Source organism: Bradyrhizobium sp. USDA 4532 (assembly GCF_024171315.1).
Classification (GTDB): Bacteria; Pseudomonadota; Alphaproteobacteria; order Rhizobiales; family Xanthobacteraceae; genus Bradyrhizobium; species Bradyrhizobium australafricanum.
The window spans coordinates 4,265,370-4,283,018 of the sequence record NZ_JALJZN010000001.1 but is presented as its reverse complement, the minus strand read 5'-3'; the positions used below and the strand labels follow the sequence as shown (position 1 = coordinate 4,283,018).

Genomic DNA, 17,649 nt, shown 5'->3' with positions numbered 1-17,649 from the left:
AAGTTACCTAGACCTTCTACGTAACCCACTATGCGTCGATCGAGTTGTAGACTGACCACTTCGCCAGCGGCCTAACTGCCATCGCTCGCAATGATGCCTGTGAAAGTTACTATATGCTCGCGACCACCGTCGGCTTGGAACCCGCAATCTTGTGCATCTTGCACTATAGCTCGGCTGCGCGGGGTGCGTTGTTGTGGTTCTGGCGCATTCTTTCATCGTCTTCTCTGAAAATGTGCATCTTTGTTGTCTGTGCAGAATTGCGATCAGCTTTACCGCCATCCATGCCGTTTCCGGAGGGCAAAGATTTGCATCGATACGCCCAGCGCGTTTCATGATGTCGCCGGCGAGCGATCACTCCGAATCTTCCGACGCATAGGCATTCATAGGTGGCTGTAGTGCTCCGAGGAAATCTCCGCAGGTGTCTGACGTGCGTCCGCCAGCGGCGACTATCCGACTCACGCAAAGAGGAATCAGGTGCGAGAGCGCAATGCCGCCGGGGTGCGGCATAGCCAGGCATAAAGGCCGTAGTAGCGCATGCGTAGGGTCACGTTGCCGACGCCGGGCAGCAAGGTCTGATAGAGAGCGAGGCTGCTGTTCTGCATGCCTAGTGGGTCGAGCCCGTTTTTCCTGCGGTGGTCGGTCCATGCGGGGTAACTGATTTCTATCGCTGTCATTGCCGCGCAATCCTACCCGGGAAACAGTCCCGGCATCCAACGGGACGCGAACCTTGCCGGGAAGGCGAGGTGTAGCGGCGCTCGCGGACTTTCGGAGGTTAGAATTTCCGCTTCAAGCAGGGCCGATGTAACCCTGCGGGCGCTGCGCTCGCTTGTTTGCAGTAAAGCAGTGACATCGCCGCGCGGAAGTTCACCACGGAAGAGGATCGCCTCTAGAACGGCTCCTGATTTTTGGGGCAGGCGGTCGGCCCGTGCTTCTTCTTCGGCCCAGATCAGGATGCGGTTACGGAGCTGATCGGGTTGCACGAGAGCTTGCATGAAGGTGACTTGATCGATGCAGGTCTGCAGAAAGAAGATTGAGAATTCCGCCAATGCTTCTTCACTCAGTGTGCCGCGCCCGTCGAGATCGTTGCGGCGCTGCATGTCGCAGGCGGTAAGATGTTGCTTGTAGGCCGCCTCGTTGCGGGCAAGGCCGCGCGCGATCGACCATATGCCGCCGGTGTCGAGCGTGTCCCGCTGCATGGCATAGGACATGAGCCGCGCAACGCGGCCATTGCCGTCCAGAAACGGGTGAATCCAGAGCAGGCGGTGGTGGGCGCAGGCCGAGGCGATGATTGCGTCGGTCTTGCCGAGTTTTGCATAGGCTTCCTCGAAGCGGGTGAGGAAGCGCGGCAGGGCGCCTGGGCTGACCGGCACATGGCGGCCTACCGCAACGTCGCGGTCGCGCAGCTTGCCGGGGACGACCTCGATCCGTTCCTTGGTGTCCGGATTCTCGACCCAAAGCAGTTCTGCCGGGAGCAGTTCGCAGAAGCGGCGATGGACTTCGATGATGCCGTCTTGCGTCGTCGCGCGACCGTTGAGGCCTCCCTCATCGATCCACTTCTGTACGGCGATATGGGCGATGGCTTCCTGTTGCAGGTCGCGTTTCTCGGGGTCGGCGCTGTAGTCGTGCTTGAGCGCGCGTTCTATATCGACCGGGTGAGTGTCGTGCCCCTCGATCAGGTTGCTGTAGTAGCAATTCATCAAGCGTACGAGCCTGGCCAGGGAGATCAGAACTCCCCCGGGCAGGCTGTGCCTGAAAGCGGCCGACTTTGCCGCCAGTTCTACCGTCAGGTCGGCGAGCTGGGTCCGGCGTCCCGAGCTTTCCGAGACGAGCATCGGTTCCATCAGGCCGGTGCTTTCGTCTCGGTCTGGGTCCGCTGACTTGGCCGGTTTCTTGTCCTGTTTGCCGTCGCTCATTTTTATAGCGATAGCAATAATTTAGAGTGCATTCCAGCTCTCATTTGCCTCTGATTTTGGCCGGATAAATGGCCGCTAGGAGCACCGGAGGGCCCATATTCTCCGCAAAAGATACGGCGGAACGGCGCTAGCGCCTGGCTCTGTCATCCGATTCTCTGAAGAGAACCCTCTGGGTTCGTCCCGCGTCAGTGGGGCGGCGGAGCGACCTTATGGCTTCCTGGCGCGGACTCGGACTCGCTGCAGATGACTCCCCATCGCCAGTGCCCGATGAATCGCGGCCGCGCGCTGCGGACATGGAAATGTTTCAGAGCCGGGCTTCGATCACGGCGCACATGTCAGGAGAGGCTTCGGCTTGACGCAGGAGTAAGATTCTCAACCACGGTGGGCCTTCTTGCGTCTTGCTCGACCAAAGTTCGCTAGAGCGTTCTTGTCGACAGCCCATCCGCGGCGGCAGGTTGGGTTACGGAGTTCGCAGCAGCGCGAGCCGTAGAGAATTGTTTCTAGCCGAGATCTAAAAGCAGAACACATTGCTGATCACCACCATGCCTATGCAGCTTTTGTCCACAGCAGGCCATCGCACCATACATGGTCAACGCCTCCCCATTCACAAGCCCCTGCGGCATCCGGGAAGAACCCGCGTCCGTTGAGATTAGCACTCGTATTGCAAAGCAGTGGGATGCCGGTAAGCCCTTCGTAGGCCACGAGAAGCTCGGCGATCTTGTGTTCAGAGGTTCTGGAGACAGTCTGCAATCGTGCAGATCCATCAAGATGTACAACAGCAGGTACTCTATCGAGCCATTCCGCCCGGGTCTGATGATCGAACAGCATGTAAGGATCCGGGGTTCCGGGGCAGAAAATATCCGGCGCACGATCCTCAATGCATATCGGTGCCACCGGCCGAAAGCATTCACGACGTTTGATCTGATTGAGATGATCTTTCATCCTCGCTGATGTCGCAGCCGATAGGATGCTTCGTCCGCCTAACGCCCGCGGTCCAAGCTCAGCGCTGCCGGCCAGAAAGACGATCGGCATGTTACTCGCAAGAATCTTAGCAAGCTCGCGCATATTGCATGGTACGGCTTTCCATCCTGACGGCACCTCGTTCTGCAGCAATCGCGGACCACTGTAGACCGACCATTCGATCGGCACGAAGCCGTTCCGCTCTGCTAATGCGGCACAAGCTGCACCTATAGCCGCGCCGCTATCGTTCGGAAATGGGGGCACCCAAACAGCATCGAACAGTCCGGCGGATCGTATTGCGCTGTTCCACTTTATGTTAAGACCACAGCCACCTGCTATGCATAGATTGTGTCGCCCTGGGAGGCGTGAATGACGCTGTACAGCAGTAGCCAATTGCTCGACGAGGAGATGCTCGAGAAACGAGTGAAATGATGCAAGTATATCTTCATCTCGCTTGCGATCCAATCGCGAGGCGCTGGCTTCAAAGAAGGCATGCATAGCCGGAAAGCAATCCCCGCTCTCGATCTGCGTCCGGTAGCTGCGGGCACGCTGCGTGTCGCCGGCAAAGCATTCCTCGTAGAGCTCCCGAAACACACTCACGATCGTATCATCGACACAGCCCAGTGCGATGTAGGCCATCAGCTTGCCGGCGACACCTAAATCCCAGGGTTTACGATCCAGGTCTTTATAAGGTCCAAAGTGATCGCCGGCCACAGCATAGGCGTGGCCTACAATTGGAAACAGACATTCAAGGAACCGAGCGCCCCGACGTTCAACGTGATAGAGACGCGGAAGGATGGAGCCGTCCCACACAAGGCACAAAGCCGACTCTCCGGATTGCGCAAATGGACTTGTGCAGTACGCGGAAGCCACATGGCCCGAGACGTGTGAGTAACTTCTATAGGGAAATGCTTTGCCTTCGAGAATCAAGCCAGAGCCTTTGTACGGCGTGAGAAGCCCTTCCGCATGGGATTCCACGTACGGTCCCCATTTGAGAATGATAGATCTAGCACCAGCGAGCACTTCGGACTGACCGTCTCCTCCGCCGTCGATCACAAACTGATCAACGTCACGCGAATCCAGTCCGTACTCGGCCAAGACGGTAACGACGTCGTCAAGAGTTTCGATGGCCTGATACCGCAGATTGTTGTGCCGCTTCTCTTGCTCGACGCAAAAAACCAGCCTTCCGTCCTCGATGAGAGCAATCGCTCCGTCATGCCTCAATTTGATGCCGCAGATCCGCATTGCGTCTCCATGTCTAACGTCGAACATCTAGTTCCACCGCGTTACGATAATGCAGAAAGCGGGCCAACTAGCGGAATCGCCTGACGTTTTAGATCCGGAATGTCATTCCACCAGCAGTTTGTCCGTTAGCGTACAGGGGTGCGTGTTCGGTCTGGCGCAACTGCATGCGCGACATACGCGAACCAGATCATTGCTAACTGACGGTCAGCGTATTCCCGTGCCACTTTGAATGGCTTCAACTGGAACGGAAGGAGCCTCCAGAAGGTGGCGTCGAAGCGTCAGCGGGTCATTGCAGGCCGGCTTCATCGATCATTCGCATTTCGTCCGCCTAACGCGTCCGGCTTGGGATTCGATCCGATCGCTTGTGTATCTTGAAAGCTCCGCAAGAATGCGAATCCACGAGCGAATTCCCTTTCGAAACGTAGAGAGGTCGTACTTTTCGTTTGGACTATGATGGTGATTATCAGCTCGCGCGAAGCCGATGGGCAGAGACTGCAGCCCTAGCCGATTCCTGACAATGCTTACGATGGGGATCGACCCGCCGCTTCCTATCAGAACCGGCTCGCAACCCCACTCCTGTTTCAGCGCGGCGCGCGCGCAGTCCAGATACGAGCTGCTTGGCCTGATAACAGATGCGGGGCTGCCTGAAAGCCCGGTAAACTGCACTTTGCAGTCGCGCGGTGTTCGAGCGCAAATATGGTTGCGAAACTTCGATCGTATGCTTTCCGGATCTTGACCTTCTACCAACCTGAAAGAGACCTTGGCCACGGCACTGCACGGAATGATCGTCTTCAGACCTACTCCGCAATACCCGCCTGCTATTCCATTGATCTCGCACGAAGGGCGGGTCCAGATCTGCTCCATTACCGAGTAAGAAACCTCTCCAGCCGATTGGGAGAGGCCAGCAGCTGCCAGGAATTGCTTGGCGTCGAAATTCAGCTTCAGTAGTTCGTCTCTGATAGTACTGTCCAACTCCACCACGTTGTCGTAGAAGCCTTCAATCGCCACTTCCCCGTCCTGACCTCTCAGGTTGGCGATGAGTTCAGCGAGCACCTGGATCGGATTGCGTGCAGCATTCCCATAAGCACCCGAATGCAAGTCCTGGTGGGCGCACGTTACGCGAATCTCTTCTTCCAATAGGCCGCGAAACATAACGGTGATCGCGGGTACCGAGTCGTTCCACAAGGCGGTGTCGCAAAGTAGCATGACATCGGCAAGCAATTCATGTTCGAATTCGTCCAAGAATGCCGGCATGCTTGGACTGCCACTTTCTTCCTCTCCCTCGAACAACATCGATACGCCGACGGGCAGACTTCCTGTCGTCGCCTTCAAGGCACGGCACGCCTCAATGAAGGTCAGGAGCTGGCCTTTATCGTCAGATGCGCCTCGGGCAACAATGTGGGTTTCTCCGTTGGGCTGCACCCTAAGCGTCGGCTCGAACGGCTGAGACCCCCATTCATCCAGAGGCTCTGCAGGTTGAACATCGTAGTGACCATAGAACAGGATGTGTGGACCGGCGGCCTGCTTGCTGTGTCCGACTACGACGGGGTTTCCAGTTGTAGCTCTGATGGATGCATCAAAGCCAATGCCAGATAGCTCGTTAGCTAACCAGGAAGCTGCCTCATGGCATTGCCGTGCATAATGCGCGTCGCACGAGATGGAGGGGATTCGCAGCAATTGGAAGAGCCGATTGAGGCTGGCATCCAGGTTGATGTCCGCATGCCGCAGGGCCTCTTCAACTGTCTGCTTGGGCATGTGATGGCGATCCTCCCGGGACACTTTCGAAGACATGCCTCTTTGTCCTTTCCTCTACGGAAGCCGTTGCTCGGATGGTCTGTCTGCCTCCGAGAGCAGCTTTGTCCAGCAAAGAATAAATTGCGCTCAATTCGCACGTCGATGGCGATCTCTACATTTTCTGTGACCGTTAGAGCAAGCTGTCCGACATGGACTCGATGTCGCTGGTCGTGTTTGTAGGGCTGCACACATAACGTCGGCCAGCGTGTCTGTTTCGTGACGCAGGCAATGCGTCGAGAGATATCGATATCGCAATCTCGATTGAGCCTCGGAAGACGTTTTCGTTGAGTTGGCATGCGCTTTGCTGTTCGCACGGCTCATCACTTAACGTCACAACCGGCGTCGAAGGTTGTCGCAACTTGAGGGAGCGAACTTTTCGGCTACTACGCGAGCATCGTCTCTCGAAATAGCGGTCGCGGAGCGGAAAGTTCTGTTGCGGTCAAAGTGGCGTGAAAGGCAGGTCATCACATTATGAACTTCGTCTCGAGGCTCGATATGCCGTTTGCTGGACCGTTCAGGCAACAAAGACCGCTTGGAGTAGTGGGCGGAATGGGAAGCTTCGCAACTGCCAAATTTCTGGAATCGCTCGCTCAAAGACGCCGAGCGGAGAAAGATCAGGATCACATCCCGTATGTCGCCCTATCGCTTCCCGATATCTCCGATCGATCGCGAGCAATCTCAGAGGGGAGCGACGCGCCGCTGCAGCAAATATTGCAGCGGGCTCGCTGGTTAGAGCAGGCGGGATGTGGAGCGATAGCCATCCCCTGCAATACCGCGCACTTCTGGATTGGCGAGATCAAGCAGGGGCTGTCGACCGTTTTGATTGACGTAACCGAAATCACAGCCAAGGTGATCTGTGGCATGAGGGATGCTGCAGCTCGCGATCTTCGGTTGATCCTGCTGGGGACGAACGCAACTATGCAGCGCTCTCTATATCCGCAAACGGATGAGAAATGTTTCGGCGAACAATTCGCACGCTGCCGTGCAGATATTCAACGGGAAGCAATTGAGATCATCGCGGATGTCAAGTCTGGAAATACCGTAGAAGCACGACCAAAGTTGAAGCAGCTTGTTCATCAGATCAGATCCTTCGCGCCTGACGCAATTATTCTTGGTTGCAGTGAATTGTCCGCCATTTCCGGCGGTCTGGTAGACGACGATGACATCATTGATCCAATCAGCATTCTTGCCGACGCCTGCATTGCCTGGTGGGAGAGCGAAAGTAAGCTCGTAACCGCGGCGCGTAACGGAGGAGAATGATGAGCCGGGTAATACTTGCGAACACCGGCTCCGCCGCAATGGCGCCCTCGGCTCACACGCTCTCGGATGAACTCCTGCGAACAAATGCAGCCGCCGCCAAGAGGCTACTCTGGCTTGCCAACGGCAACGATATACTTATTACCCCAACTCCGGTCACGAAGGAGTTCTTGAACTACGTCAATTCCCTAACAGGTGGAAGTAACATCACGTTACTGTCGACCTCATCGACGCCAACGAAGCGTCCTTTGCCAATCTCGGAAAAGGACATCGCGCCCGGCAGCGCCTTTTCTAGCACGCTACGTCTGATGGCTTCGGGTGCTCAATTGTCATGTCTGGAGCCGTATATCGCCGACGAGGTATCAATTTCCATCGCGAGGGTCTTGGGGGATCTTCCTGTAAGGTTTTCAGACGAGGACGTCGGAGTAAGCCCTGTCGCAACTCGACTTCTTAATGATAAGGAAAAGTTCCGCCAGTTCGCCCCCGATCTTGGCGTGCCTATCGCTAATGGCCGCAATTGTGCGAGCACACAACAATTAGTCGACGCCGTATGTAAAGTCCTGTCGGATTGCGAGAGTGCCATACTGAAGATGGCGCGTCATGCAGGTGGGGACGGTAATATCGTCGTTTCGAAACGCGCGGCGCGCTCGTCCCAAGGCGCGACGCGGTCGGTGGCAGCAGCAAAAATTGACGCCGCTTCTTTGCGCGAGACCGTTCATGAACTTAGGCTGTCTCCGACGGTCGAAGAGCCCGTGATTGTTGAGGTGTATAGCGAAAATGAGTCGTCGATGGGCGTCCATTTTGACGTCAGAAGAGATAGTGTTGACCTTGTGGGCGTAGCGTCGATCCTCCTCAATCCGGGATACGGCGGGGCATACTGGAGTAGCGCTCTGCTCGATCAATTGCCGGGCGATGTTCTGTCCTGGTGCAAAAGTCTTGGCAACTATGCTCAAGAGATCGGGTATTTCGGGCCGCTTAGTGTCGACATCGTTAGAGCCAAGGAGATTGGGTTCTTTGCATGTGAAGTGAATGGACGCCACGGCGGATTCTCTTCCATCAGGGCCGTATCAAAAGCGCTTGGACTGGAGTTCGATATCAAAAGTGGATCACGTGTTGCTCTCTCCCGAAACTGCATCTCGATCGCACGTCGATTTTCCGATCTCATCGATCTGCTGCAGCGAAAGCAGCTTCACTACAGGCCTGTTGATAGACGGGGCGTCGTTGTGATGGTGGAGGGCCATCAAGATGCAGGCCCCTATGACTTTGTCATTTTCGGAAAAGATCTCGAAGAGCTTCAGGCTATTGAGCGTGAGTTGGCTCAACTGTCGCATACGAGAAACTGACCACGATGGCGGCATCACTGAGAATAGGGCGGTTATGGGTAATCGATGCGAAACGTTCGACAAAGAAATAGGGGATTTACTGCGCTTAGAGGAGCAGCGCCAATTAAGCCAGCTGAGCTTAGTGGCTTCTGAAAACTATTCCTCTCCCAGAGTCAGGGAGTTTGAAGGCAGCTTATTTGCCGACAAGAATGCGGAGGGTTACCCAGGAAGCCGTTGTGTATCAGGCTGCGAGCATGCCGACAAATTGGAACGTTTGGCAATAGAGAGAGCAAAATCCGTATTCGGATGCGAACATGCGAATGTGCAAGCGATGAGTGCCACCATCGCAAATTTCGCAGTAATGAACGGGCTTTTTCAGCCTCAAGACAGGCTGATGGCAATGCGTCTTCAAGATGGTGGTCATTTGAGCCACGGTGCCTCGTTTCATGCGAGCGGCCAAAACTTTCGGTGGTGCTTCTACGGAGTGTCAAAGAGCGACGAGCAACTGAATTATGATGAGGTGCGTTCGATAGCCCTCGAGAACAGACCCTTAGCAATCATCTGTGGCGGGTCGTCATATCCACGCTTGATTGAGTATGAGAAGATGCATGAGATCGCACGTGAGATTGACGCGCTTCTCTGGGTGGATCTGGCTCATACCGCAGGCCTGGTTGCTGGCCGTGCCGTTCCGTCTCCGTTCCCTCACGCCGACATTGTAACAACTTCCACACACAAGACACTCCGGGGTCCCAGGGGCGGCGGGCTTATCTTATGCAAAAGCAGTTTGGGGAAGGCGATTGATCGGGCCATATTTCCCGGATTGCAAGGGGCGCCGAAAATGGACTTGATTGCAGCAAGAGCAGCATTGTTTGCTGAAGTGCAAACGTCTTGCTTTCAGAGATATGCCAGGGAGGTACTGAAAAACGCGAAGGCGCTGGAAAATGGCTTACTTGAGGCGGGCGCTACGCTCGTTTCCGGAGGCACTTCGTCGCACTTGCTGCTTCTTAGTTTGATGAGCTCGGATATGAGCGGTCGTCAACTTGAAGTCGCCTTGTCAGGGGCGCAGGTCATCGCCAACAGGAATCCGATTCCGTTCGACAGGCGTCCGCCATCAGAAGCCGGTGGACTGAGAATCGGTAGTGCCGCTCTCACGACGAGAGGGTTTGACGAAGCGCAATTCGTTCAGCTTGGAAAGTTGATCGGAGACGTGGTCACATCGACCGACAAGCATCGCGGCATTGCAAGCTTGAGCGCGTTTGTCAGGGACAACACAGAGGGGCTGCCGTTATTCAATGAGAAATGGCTGACGTAGGAGGATTCAGTTCAGGTCGATCTTTCGTAGGCGTCGATGCTTACGAGTTTTCTATCCTGTCCGCGCGATCCGCGGGAATGAAGTTGAACGTGAACACGCTCATAATCACTCGCGCATCACTCGCCCTGCCAGACAGGCCGAAGATCCGACGAGGATAAGTCCGGTGCCAAGCCACATCATGGGTGTGGGAGTGGTACCAAAGCACACCAGATCAACCAGTAAACTTGCTGGCAGACGGACAAAGTCGAGAGGAGCGGCGCGTGCGAGGCGGACGAGAGCGTAGCCTCGTCCCAGCGCGATCTGTGACAGCGCGGCCAGCACCGCTATAAGCAACAACAACGGCCAATCAGCGGGTGCCGGCCAAACCCACACAGGGATTGCAAAAGGCAGGCCGATCGCAGAGCTCCAAAGCATAAAGCACAGGGCCGTCCGTTCCGGAGCATCGATGCTTGCTATGCGCCGTATCATCATAACAGCGAGACTGTCGAGCGCTGCGCCAATCAAGCCAATGACAATCCAGCCGTCTGCGCTGCTGATGGTGGGCTGAACTACGACAAGCATGCCGAAGAACCCGATAATCAGTCCGAAGGCCGGCGCAATGTTCTGTCGTTCCTTCAGTACTAGCGCCGACAATAGTAAGGACCAGATGGGGGAGGTGTACAATATTGACGCAGCTACCGTTAAGGGGAGCTTCGACGCACAAGCGACGAATGCCAGAAATCCCGTATAACCGAAGACGGATCTGAAGAACTGCTCCTTCGAGAACAGGAGGCGAAAGTCGCAGCGGTCATGCTTAGGAAGAATAAAGAAGAGTATCGGGATCGCCAGCATGCTGCGCAGAGCAGTCACCTGCAAAGGAGAAATTGTCCGCGTTACAACCTTGATGGCCGAAGACATCGTAACGAAGATCAGGCCAGCGAAAACAATATGAGCCATGCCGCTTAGTTCGGCATCGCGCTTTATCCACACTCTCCTTGGGGACCTGGAAGGTAAAGGCATGATGGTCTTATGCCGCGAATCGTAGGCATAGACAGCAATGCATCGGCCGCGATCGCTCATAGAGAGGATGGTCATAGGGTGAGATTGTCTGAAGACATGTCATGCGGTCACCGGCGGTCAATTTATATACGTCAAACGGCGAGACTCGCGCTTTGAGCCGGTCACGCAAAAAGCGGATGCGGGACGATATCGGTATGCCGTCCGTCAACGAGGCGCGAACCGTGCATGGCAGCAAGCCGCAACATGCGAGCGGTACATGCCAAGGATTGGGCGTGAGCCGGATCGGCAAAGATGCGCCTGCCGTTTTCAGCGATAGCGGAGCCGAAACGATCATGCGTGACAGGTCTATGTACTGGAACTATCAGCCCCATTTGAACTCTGCTCTGGCTTCCATCTTGCCAGGTGCCCTCCATCTCAATCAACCACTAGACATGCTAGTTGACGATGGCGCTGCGGCGCAGTTCGAGCTCTGATGGCTCGGATCTTGCGGAGACTAGAAGTGCTTGCCGCAATGACTTATACCGAAGCAAACGGTGATCGTTTCCGAAGATATCCGTGCTTTCTCCCGACCAGAAGCGGCGAAGTCGAGGGATCGTTTTCCTCAACTATCCTCGAGCGTTTCATCCTCGCTGTCGGTTTGAAGAATGGTTTGCGATAGGAGCACGGCGGCTCTTTGGAGTGGAGGAATGAACCGGTCAAGCTCTGCGAAGCTCACTCGCGCCGCGGGCACCGAGACGCCGAGACAGGCTATCAGCTCCCGGTCCGGAGAAACGATAGGGACCGCGCAGCCGACCACGCCTTTCACGTATTCCTCATTGGTCTTGGCCCACCCATGATGGCGCGTCTCCTCGAGAACCTTCAGAAGCGTCTCGCAATCGACGATGGTATTGTCAGTGTACTGGGTCAGAGCGAGTGAGCGGCATAACTTTTCACGCGGCCTCTTGGGCAGTCGGCTCATGTAGATCTTTCCCGTCGAGGTGCAGTGAAGGGGAGCCGCCTCGCCGGGATTGAATTGAAGCCCCTGTGGCTGGGACACGCGTACGCTGTCAACGTAAGTGACGAGATTGTCGCGCACGACGCCGATCTCGCACTGTTCGCCGATCTCGCCAGCAACCGCGCGCAGCACCGCATGGCGCCGAGCCGTGCGAAAAGCCGCGCCGATGACTCTGGCGGACAGCATCACCAACTGATTGCCTACCACGTAGCGCTTCGATCCAAGCGCTTTCTGAAGAAAGCCGCGTTCTTCCAGATTTCCGACAAGTCGATGCGCCGTCGGAACGGGTAACGAAAGGGCGCTCGCGATCTCAACGACCGAGACGGCCTTTGTCTGATGAGCGACATGGCCAACTATCGCGAACGCTCGGTCGAGGGGCCCGGCAGTCTTTTTTTGGTCAGCCATCGCAATCTCCCTAGTCGAGGTAAATTATCATTTTTCGGAACTATTGCTACTGAAATATGAAAAACGGCCTGGATCGAACTCGGGTTTGCTCATATCGTTGGCGTCGTCGGTCGTTGATCGGTTTTTGTGCACTGCACAGGCTCGGTATGGCCCATCAAGCCCAGGAAATTTGGCAGTACGGGCGACACGTTTTGAAAGGGGAGTGGGAATGTCTCGTCACTACGACGTGGAAGCTGTGCGCAAGGAGTTCCCTGCAGCCGAAAGGATGGTCTACCTCGACTCCGGTTTTCAGGCGCCGCTCGCCCGTCCCGTAATGGCCGCCATCGAAACCTTTCTTCGTGAAGGCTTGGAGAGCGCCGGGCCGAAAAGCGTGTGGCTCGATCGGGTTGAGCAAACGCGTGCCAAAGTAGCCCGTTTCCTTGGGGTATCGGCCGACGAAATTGCCTTCACCAAGAACACATCGGAAAGCATGAACATCGCGGCAAACGCGTTGCCTCTGCGAGCCGGCGATAGCGTTTTGATGATCCATGGCGATCATCCAAACAACACCTATGCTTTCCTCAATTTGAAGAGGAAGGGGATCCGGATCGACTTCCTTCCCATGACGGATGTCGTAAACGCTGAGGCTTTTCTTCCCTACATCGACGATACGACTCGCGCGATTTCGCTGTCGCACGTGACCTTCCACGCAGGCCATCGCTTCGATATCGAGAGTATCGGCGCTCTTTGCGCGGATAAGAAGCTCTACTTCGTCGTCGACGTCATGCAGGCAATCGGGGTCGTTCCGATCGATGTGAGGGCCATCCAGGCAACCTTCGTGGGCTGCGGAAGTCACAAGGGATTGCTCGTCCCTCAAGGTCTCGGATTGCTCTATTGGGACCAGACTCTGAAGGAGCTGGAGCCGGCCTATCTTGCCGCTGCCAGTTTGGCAGAAATTCCTGACGACCTTATCGCTCGCCCCGATCGCTTGGCGTCGTCTCCGACCGCGCGACGCTTCGAGTTAGGCAACTTCAACCTTCCTGCAATTCATGCGCTCGGAGCCTCGCTCGACATGATCGAGCAGATCGGGGTGAAGAACATTCAGAACCATTGCTTCGATTTAGGTGATCATCTGCTTGCCCAGCTGGACGATCTCGGCGTCAGTCTCATCGGTCCGCATCAGCGGCAACATCGATCGCCTCACATCTACGTCGTCGGTCTTCCTGCGACAGAATGGCTCAGCTACTTCGAAGAGAATGGCGTGCGTGTTTCCCCAGAGCGTGACGGCATCCGTATATCGTTCGGCATGTTCAACACGATCGACGATGTGGATCGCTTAGTGCATCTTATCCGCGGACGGCTGTCAAAAAAGGCATCCAAGGCTGCATAGGATTAGGCATGGGATCAGTTCGAGAAAATGCGCTCGAAGCGGACGGCCTGATCGAGCCAAAGTGCGAAGATCTTGGCCTTCCGCTTGCCGATACGCTGAAGGAGAGGATCGTGCATTCAGCTGACGCGGTCGATTAGTACCGGCACAACGCGCACGATGAACGACCATGCCGAGCGTGGTCGTCGTGCACACCCGCAATCGTGAGGTTCGCGATGTTCACAGTTCTTCTTGAAAAGACCGTGGATGGCCAGCGTTACATCGACTGGCTTGTTTCGGGTCTCGGTTGGACGCTGGCGCTTGCCTTCTTCGGCTGGTGGATTGCATTCGCAATCGGAATCGTCGTCGGCATAGGTCGAACTGTGCAGAACCCCTTCTTCCGGGTCCTTGCTCGATTGTACGTTGAGATCTTCCGAAACATCCCCGTTCTCGTACAGATGTTTCTCTGGTACTTCGTCCTGCCCGAGCTTCTTCCAACGACCATGGGCGACTGGATAAAGCAGATACCTCCACCTTGGGGAACTTTCTTTCCGGCCCTGTGGTGCCTGGGCCTGTACACCGCCGCGCGCATCGCAGAACAGGTTCGCGCAGGCATCGAAGCCTTGCCCAGGGGGCAAGACGAAGCCGCTGCCGCACTCGGCCTGAGCGGTTATCTAACATATCGCCATATCATCTTGCCGCAGGCACTTCGCCTGGTCGTGCCAAGCCTGACAAGCGAGGTGATGGGCATCTACAAGAATACATCCGTTGCTCTAACCATCGGTTTGATGGAGCTGACTGCCCAGGCGCGCCAAATCAGCGATGCGACGTTCCAAACCTTCGCGGCATTCGGCGCCGCCACACTCATCTATCTCGCTTTGGCTTTGATCGCCTACCAGACGATGATGCTCATCGACAAAGCCCTGCGCATACCCGGTACCGCACCCGGCAGGGAGGCCGGCGGGTCAGATTTCGACGCTGTGCAGCTGGAAAGCTCCGTCCCTAACGGTATGGAGGTCGTGAAATGAACAGTCTCGATTTCTCGATTGTCGTACAGGCATGGCCCTATCTGTGGTCAGGATTGCTGTTCTCACTTTCCTTGACGGCAGCCGCCTTCTTGGTTGGGATGCTTCTTGGAACGCTCTTCGCCCTCGTGCAGCACTTTGAGCTCCGCATTCTGAGCCAGCTCGTCCGTAGCTATGTCGCGCTGATGCGATCGATTCCGCTCATTCTGGTCCTGTTTTGGTTCTTCTTCTTGGTGCCCCTCGTTCTGGGGCACCTGTCAGGCAACGGTCGCCCGGTTCCAGTCGGTGCCACCTATACAGCGTTCATCACCTTCGGCCTGTTTGAAGCCGCCTACTATTCGGAAATCATCCGTGTCGGATTGCGCGCCGTCAACAAAGGACAATTCGAGGCGTGCCAGGCTCTCGCCCTGTCGACGTTCGATACGTATCGTCATGTCGTCCTTCCGCAGGTGTTTCGGGTCGCAAGCCCCATCATACTGAGCCAGACCATTATCCTGTTTCAGGATACGTCCCTTGTTTACGTTCTATCGCTCACTGATCTCCTTGGTGCGGCTTCCAAGCTTGCACAGCTCAATGGTCGTCTCGTCGAGATGTACCTCGCAGTGGCCGTTGTTTATCTCATCATAGGCTGCGCCGCGTCCCAATTCGTTGCCTCGCTTCGCAGGAAGTACGCGATCGCGGGCGCCCGCCGATAGTCAATCACAATCTGATGGCCCGTCATTCCCTGGGGCTACAACCTGGAGATCAGCATGCAGCAAGAGCGCACAGTTAGCCCAGCTGACCCGTTCCCGATGGTTGTCGTCGAGCACCTCGTCAAGCGGTTCGGTAGCTTCAATGCCTTGAGCGACGTCAACCTCAAAGTCGCAAAAGGAGAAAAGATCGTACTCTGCGGACCATCGGGTTCCGGAAAGTCGACTCTCATTCGCTGCATCAATCATATCGAAAAGCACGATTCCGGACGTATAGTCGTCGATGGGATCGAACTGACAGACCGGATTGGCGACATCAACAACGTTCGCTCTGAAGTCGGCATGGTCTTTCAGAGCTTTAACCTGTTTCCGCATCTGTCGGTGCTCGAAAACTGCATGCTAGCTCCGATGAAGGTCAGGGGCCTTGCTGAGTCCGAGGCGCATCAGCGGTCGATGGCGCTGTTGAGGAAAGTCCGGATCCATGATCAGGCCAACAAATATCCCGCGCAATTGTCGGGCGGCCAGCAGCAACGTGTCGCGATAGCCCGTGCCCTGTGCATGCAGCCCAAGATCATGCTCTTCGACGAGCCGACCTCTGCCCTCGATCCGGAAATGGTCAAGGAGGTGCTCGAAACCATAGTTGAGCTCGCGCAGGATGGGATGACGATGGTCTGCGTCACGCACGAAATGGGTTTTGCGCGCGAAGTTGCGGATCGAGTGGTCTTCATGGATCGCGGCTCAATCGTGGAAGAGGGCGATCCGAGCACCTTCTTTCGCGCGCCCAAGACGGAACGCGCGAAGGCCTTCCTCAATCAGATCATTCACTGAAACCGCGGCCCGCGCGGTCTTCCCTGAAATGCCACCACAGAAAATGAGAGCTTGATATGACCAGCGCATCGCCAACAGAGCGCATCGAAAGCGATTCCCTTGGCCCGGTGACGATCCCGCTCAAAGCCTACTATGGTCCGCAGACCGCGCGCGGGATCGCAAATTTTCCGATCTCAGGTATTCCGATTAGTCACTTTCCCATCTTCATAAAGGCGCTGGCATTCGTGAAGATGGCCGCAGCCAGGGCAAATGCGCGCCTCGGGGACCTTGAGAAAGATAAGGCCGATGTAATCTGCGCGGTTTGCGGCGAAATAGCGCGAGGAGTGTTGTGGAGAGAATTTCCGCTGGACGTCTTCCAGGGAGGGGCGGGAACGTCGACCAACATGAACATAAACGAGGTGATTGCAAATCGCGCTCTCGAAATCATGGGACTGCCGCGGGGGCGATACGACGTCGTCCACCCCAACAACGACGTCAACTTGTCGCAATCCACGAATGACGTCTATCCGACGGCAATCCGGCTTGCGATATTGCTGTCCCATGGGCAACTCCAGGCTGCCCTTGAGCGTCTGGCGACTGGCTTTGAGGAGAAGGCAACTAGCTTCAGCGAGGTGATAAAGCTCGGCCGAACGCAATTGCAGGATGCCGTCCCCATGACTTTGGGGCAGGAATTCCAAGCCTTTGCGACGACCCTTCGCGAGGATGTCGCTCGACTTGGAGAGATCGCCTCATTCTTCCAGGAGATCAATCTTGGAGGCACGGCGATCGGTACCGGCATCAACACTAACCCTGACTATCAGGCACTTGCCATTTCGGAGCTTTGCGAGATATCGGGTCTCCCGCTCGTTGCCGCCGGCAATCTGATAGAAGCATGTTGGGATACCGGAGCCTTCGTTTTGTTCTCCGGGATGCTCAAGCGCACCGCGACTAAGCTGTCGAAGATCTGCAACGACCTGAGGCTACTTTCTAGTGGCCCACGCGGAGGACTGAACGAAATCAATCTGCCACCGCTTCAGCCCGGCTCGTCCATCATGCCTGGGAAGGTCAATCCGGTGGTTCCGGAAGTCGTCAATCAGGTCGCATTCCAAATCATCGGCTACGATCTAACGATCACGCTTGCTGCGGAAGCCGGGCAGCTCCAATTGAACGCCATGGAGCCGGTGATAGCATACAATATTCTCCACTCTCTCGAACTGCTGATGAATGCGATCGAGGTATTACGCACGAAGTGCGTCGCCGGGATCACGCCAAACGTGCAAGTATGCCTTGGACACCTCGAGGCCAGCGCTGCGGTTGCGACAGCCCTCGCGCCGGCGATTGGTTATGAGCGTGCGGCGGAGCTGGCGAAAAAGGTGCTCATCTCGGGCAAGACAATCCGCGAAGTATTTGACGAGGAGCCGGGTCTTTCCCCGGATTTGATTGCCCAGACGGCCGATCCGCATCGACTTACTAGGCCAACGCGGACGCGATTGGCATCATAGGTCCCGATCAAGGCTCAAAGGCAAGTACGAGACGACGATATATAGATCGTCACTTTTTCAGAAATCTTTCACAAGAGCAG

Annotated in this window: 15 protein-coding genes; 9 read left to right on the top strand and 6 right to left on the bottom strand. The window is 56.0% G+C overall.

Annotated elements, in window-relative coordinates:
• Nucleotides 1-470: 470 nt before the first annotated feature.
• The 4 genes from J2R76_RS19645 to J2R76_RS19630 all read right to left on the bottom strand — a co-directional run bounded on the left by J2R76_RS19645 (nucleotide 471) and on the right by J2R76_RS19630 (nucleotide 5,873).
• Nucleotides 471-674, bottom strand: a complete 204-nt coding sequence (locus J2R76_RS19645; RefSeq protein WP_253624655.1) for a hypothetical protein — start codon at nucleotides 672-674, stop codon at nucleotides 471-473.
• Between the two features lie 12 nt (nucleotides 675-686).
• A complete protein-coding gene (locus tag J2R76_RS19640) occupies nucleotides 687-1,913 on the bottom strand; it encodes a Fic family protein (RefSeq protein WP_253624654.1) in 1,227 nt (408 codons plus the stop codon).
• A gap of 546 nt (nucleotides 1,914-2,459) precedes the next feature.
• On the bottom strand, nucleotides 2,460-4,118 hold the full coding sequence (gene nodU / locus J2R76_RS19635; protein ID WP_253624653.1) for a nodulation protein NodU: 1,659 nt from the start codon (nucleotides 4,116-4,118) through the stop codon (nucleotides 2,460-2,462).
• A gap of 309 nt (nucleotides 4,119-4,427) precedes the next feature.
• Nucleotides 4,428-5,873, bottom strand: a complete 1,446-nt coding sequence (locus J2R76_RS19630) for a M20/M25/M40 family metallo-hydrolase (RefSeq protein ID WP_253624652.1) — start codon at nucleotides 5,871-5,873, stop codon at nucleotides 4,428-4,430.
• Nucleotides 5,874-6,383: 510 nt separating this feature from the next.
• Between J2R76_RS19630 and J2R76_RS19625 the strand changes: the two genes are divergently transcribed.
• The 3 genes from J2R76_RS19625 to glyA are packed head-to-tail and all read left to right on the top strand — an operon-like array spanning nucleotide 6,384 to nucleotide 9,803.
• Nucleotides 6,384-7,172 carry an amino acid racemase gene (locus J2R76_RS19625; protein WP_309143547.1) on the top strand — a complete coding sequence of 263 codons (789 nt, stop codon included), beginning with the start codon at nucleotides 6,384-6,386 and terminating at the stop codon, nucleotides 7,170-7,172.
• On the top strand, nucleotides 7,169-8,512 hold the full coding sequence (locus J2R76_RS19620; RefSeq protein WP_253624650.1) for a peptide ligase PGM1-related protein: 1,344 nt from the start codon (nucleotides 7,169-7,171) through the stop codon (nucleotides 8,510-8,512). Before J2R76_RS19625 ends, J2R76_RS19620 begins: the two co-directional genes overlap by 4 nt.
• On the top strand, nucleotides 8,478-9,803 hold the full coding sequence (gene glyA / locus J2R76_RS19615; RefSeq protein ID WP_253624649.1) for a serine hydroxymethyltransferase: 1,326 nt from the start codon (nucleotides 8,478-8,480) through the stop codon (nucleotides 9,801-9,803). Before J2R76_RS19620 ends, glyA begins: the two co-directional genes overlap by 35 nt.
• Before the next feature lie 105 nt (nucleotides 9,804-9,908).
• On the opposite strand, the gene J2R76_RS19610 is transcribed toward glyA, so the two are convergent.
• The gene (locus tag J2R76_RS19610) at nucleotides 9,909-10,739 is read right to left on the bottom strand and encodes a DMT family transporter (RefSeq protein WP_253624648.1); all 831 of its coding nucleotides are present in this window, start codon (nucleotides 10,737-10,739) and stop codon (nucleotides 9,909-9,911) included.
• 164 nt (nucleotides 10,740-10,903) lie between these two features.
• Between J2R76_RS19610 and J2R76_RS19605 the strand changes: the two genes are divergently transcribed.
• On the top strand, nucleotides 10,904-11,275 hold the full coding sequence (locus J2R76_RS19605) for a hypothetical protein (protein WP_253624647.1): 372 nt from the start codon (nucleotides 10,904-10,906) through the stop codon (nucleotides 11,273-11,275).
• A 128-nt stretch (nucleotides 11,276-11,403) separates the two neighbouring features.
• Here the strand turns inward: J2R76_RS19605 and J2R76_RS19600 are convergent, their stop codons facing one another.
• Nucleotides 11,404-12,201, bottom strand: a complete 798-nt coding sequence (locus tag J2R76_RS19600; RefSeq protein WP_253624646.1) for an IclR family transcriptional regulator — start codon at nucleotides 12,199-12,201, stop codon at nucleotides 11,404-11,406.
• A 208-nt stretch (nucleotides 12,202-12,409) separates the two neighbouring features.
• Here J2R76_RS19600 and J2R76_RS19595 point away from each other — a divergent pair, with 208 nt between their 5' ends.
• The 5 genes from J2R76_RS19595 (at nucleotide 12,410) to J2R76_RS19575 (ending at nucleotide 17,569) form a co-directional block, all read left to right on the top strand.
• The gene (locus J2R76_RS19595) at nucleotides 12,410-13,570 is read left to right on the top strand and encodes an aminotransferase class V-fold PLP-dependent enzyme (RefSeq protein ID WP_253624645.1); all 1,161 of its coding nucleotides are present in this window, start codon (nucleotides 12,410-12,412) and stop codon (nucleotides 13,568-13,570) included.
• Between the two features lie 212 nt (nucleotides 13,571-13,782).
• Entirely contained in the window at nucleotides 13,783-14,574 is a 792-nt protein-coding gene (locus tag J2R76_RS19590) for an amino acid ABC transporter permease (RefSeq protein ID WP_253624644.1), read from the top strand.
• Nucleotides 14,571-15,266, top strand: a complete 696-nt coding sequence (locus tag J2R76_RS19585) for an amino acid ABC transporter permease (RefSeq protein WP_253624643.1) — start codon at nucleotides 14,571-14,573, stop codon at nucleotides 15,264-15,266. Before J2R76_RS19590 ends, J2R76_RS19585 begins: the two co-directional genes overlap by 4 nt.
• Nucleotides 15,267-15,320: 54 nt before the next feature.
• Nucleotides 15,321-16,088: an amino acid ABC transporter ATP-binding protein gene (locus J2R76_RS19580; RefSeq protein ID WP_305884409.1), complete on the top strand. Its 768-nt coding sequence runs from the start codon at nucleotides 15,321-15,323 to the stop codon at nucleotides 16,086-16,088.
• Nucleotides 16,089-16,144: 56 nt separating this feature from the next.
• Nucleotides 16,145-17,569, top strand: a complete 1,425-nt coding sequence (locus J2R76_RS19575; RefSeq protein ID WP_253624642.1) for an aspartate ammonia-lyase — start codon at nucleotides 16,145-16,147, stop codon at nucleotides 17,567-17,569.
• Nucleotides 17,570-17,649 lie beyond the last annotated feature (80 nt).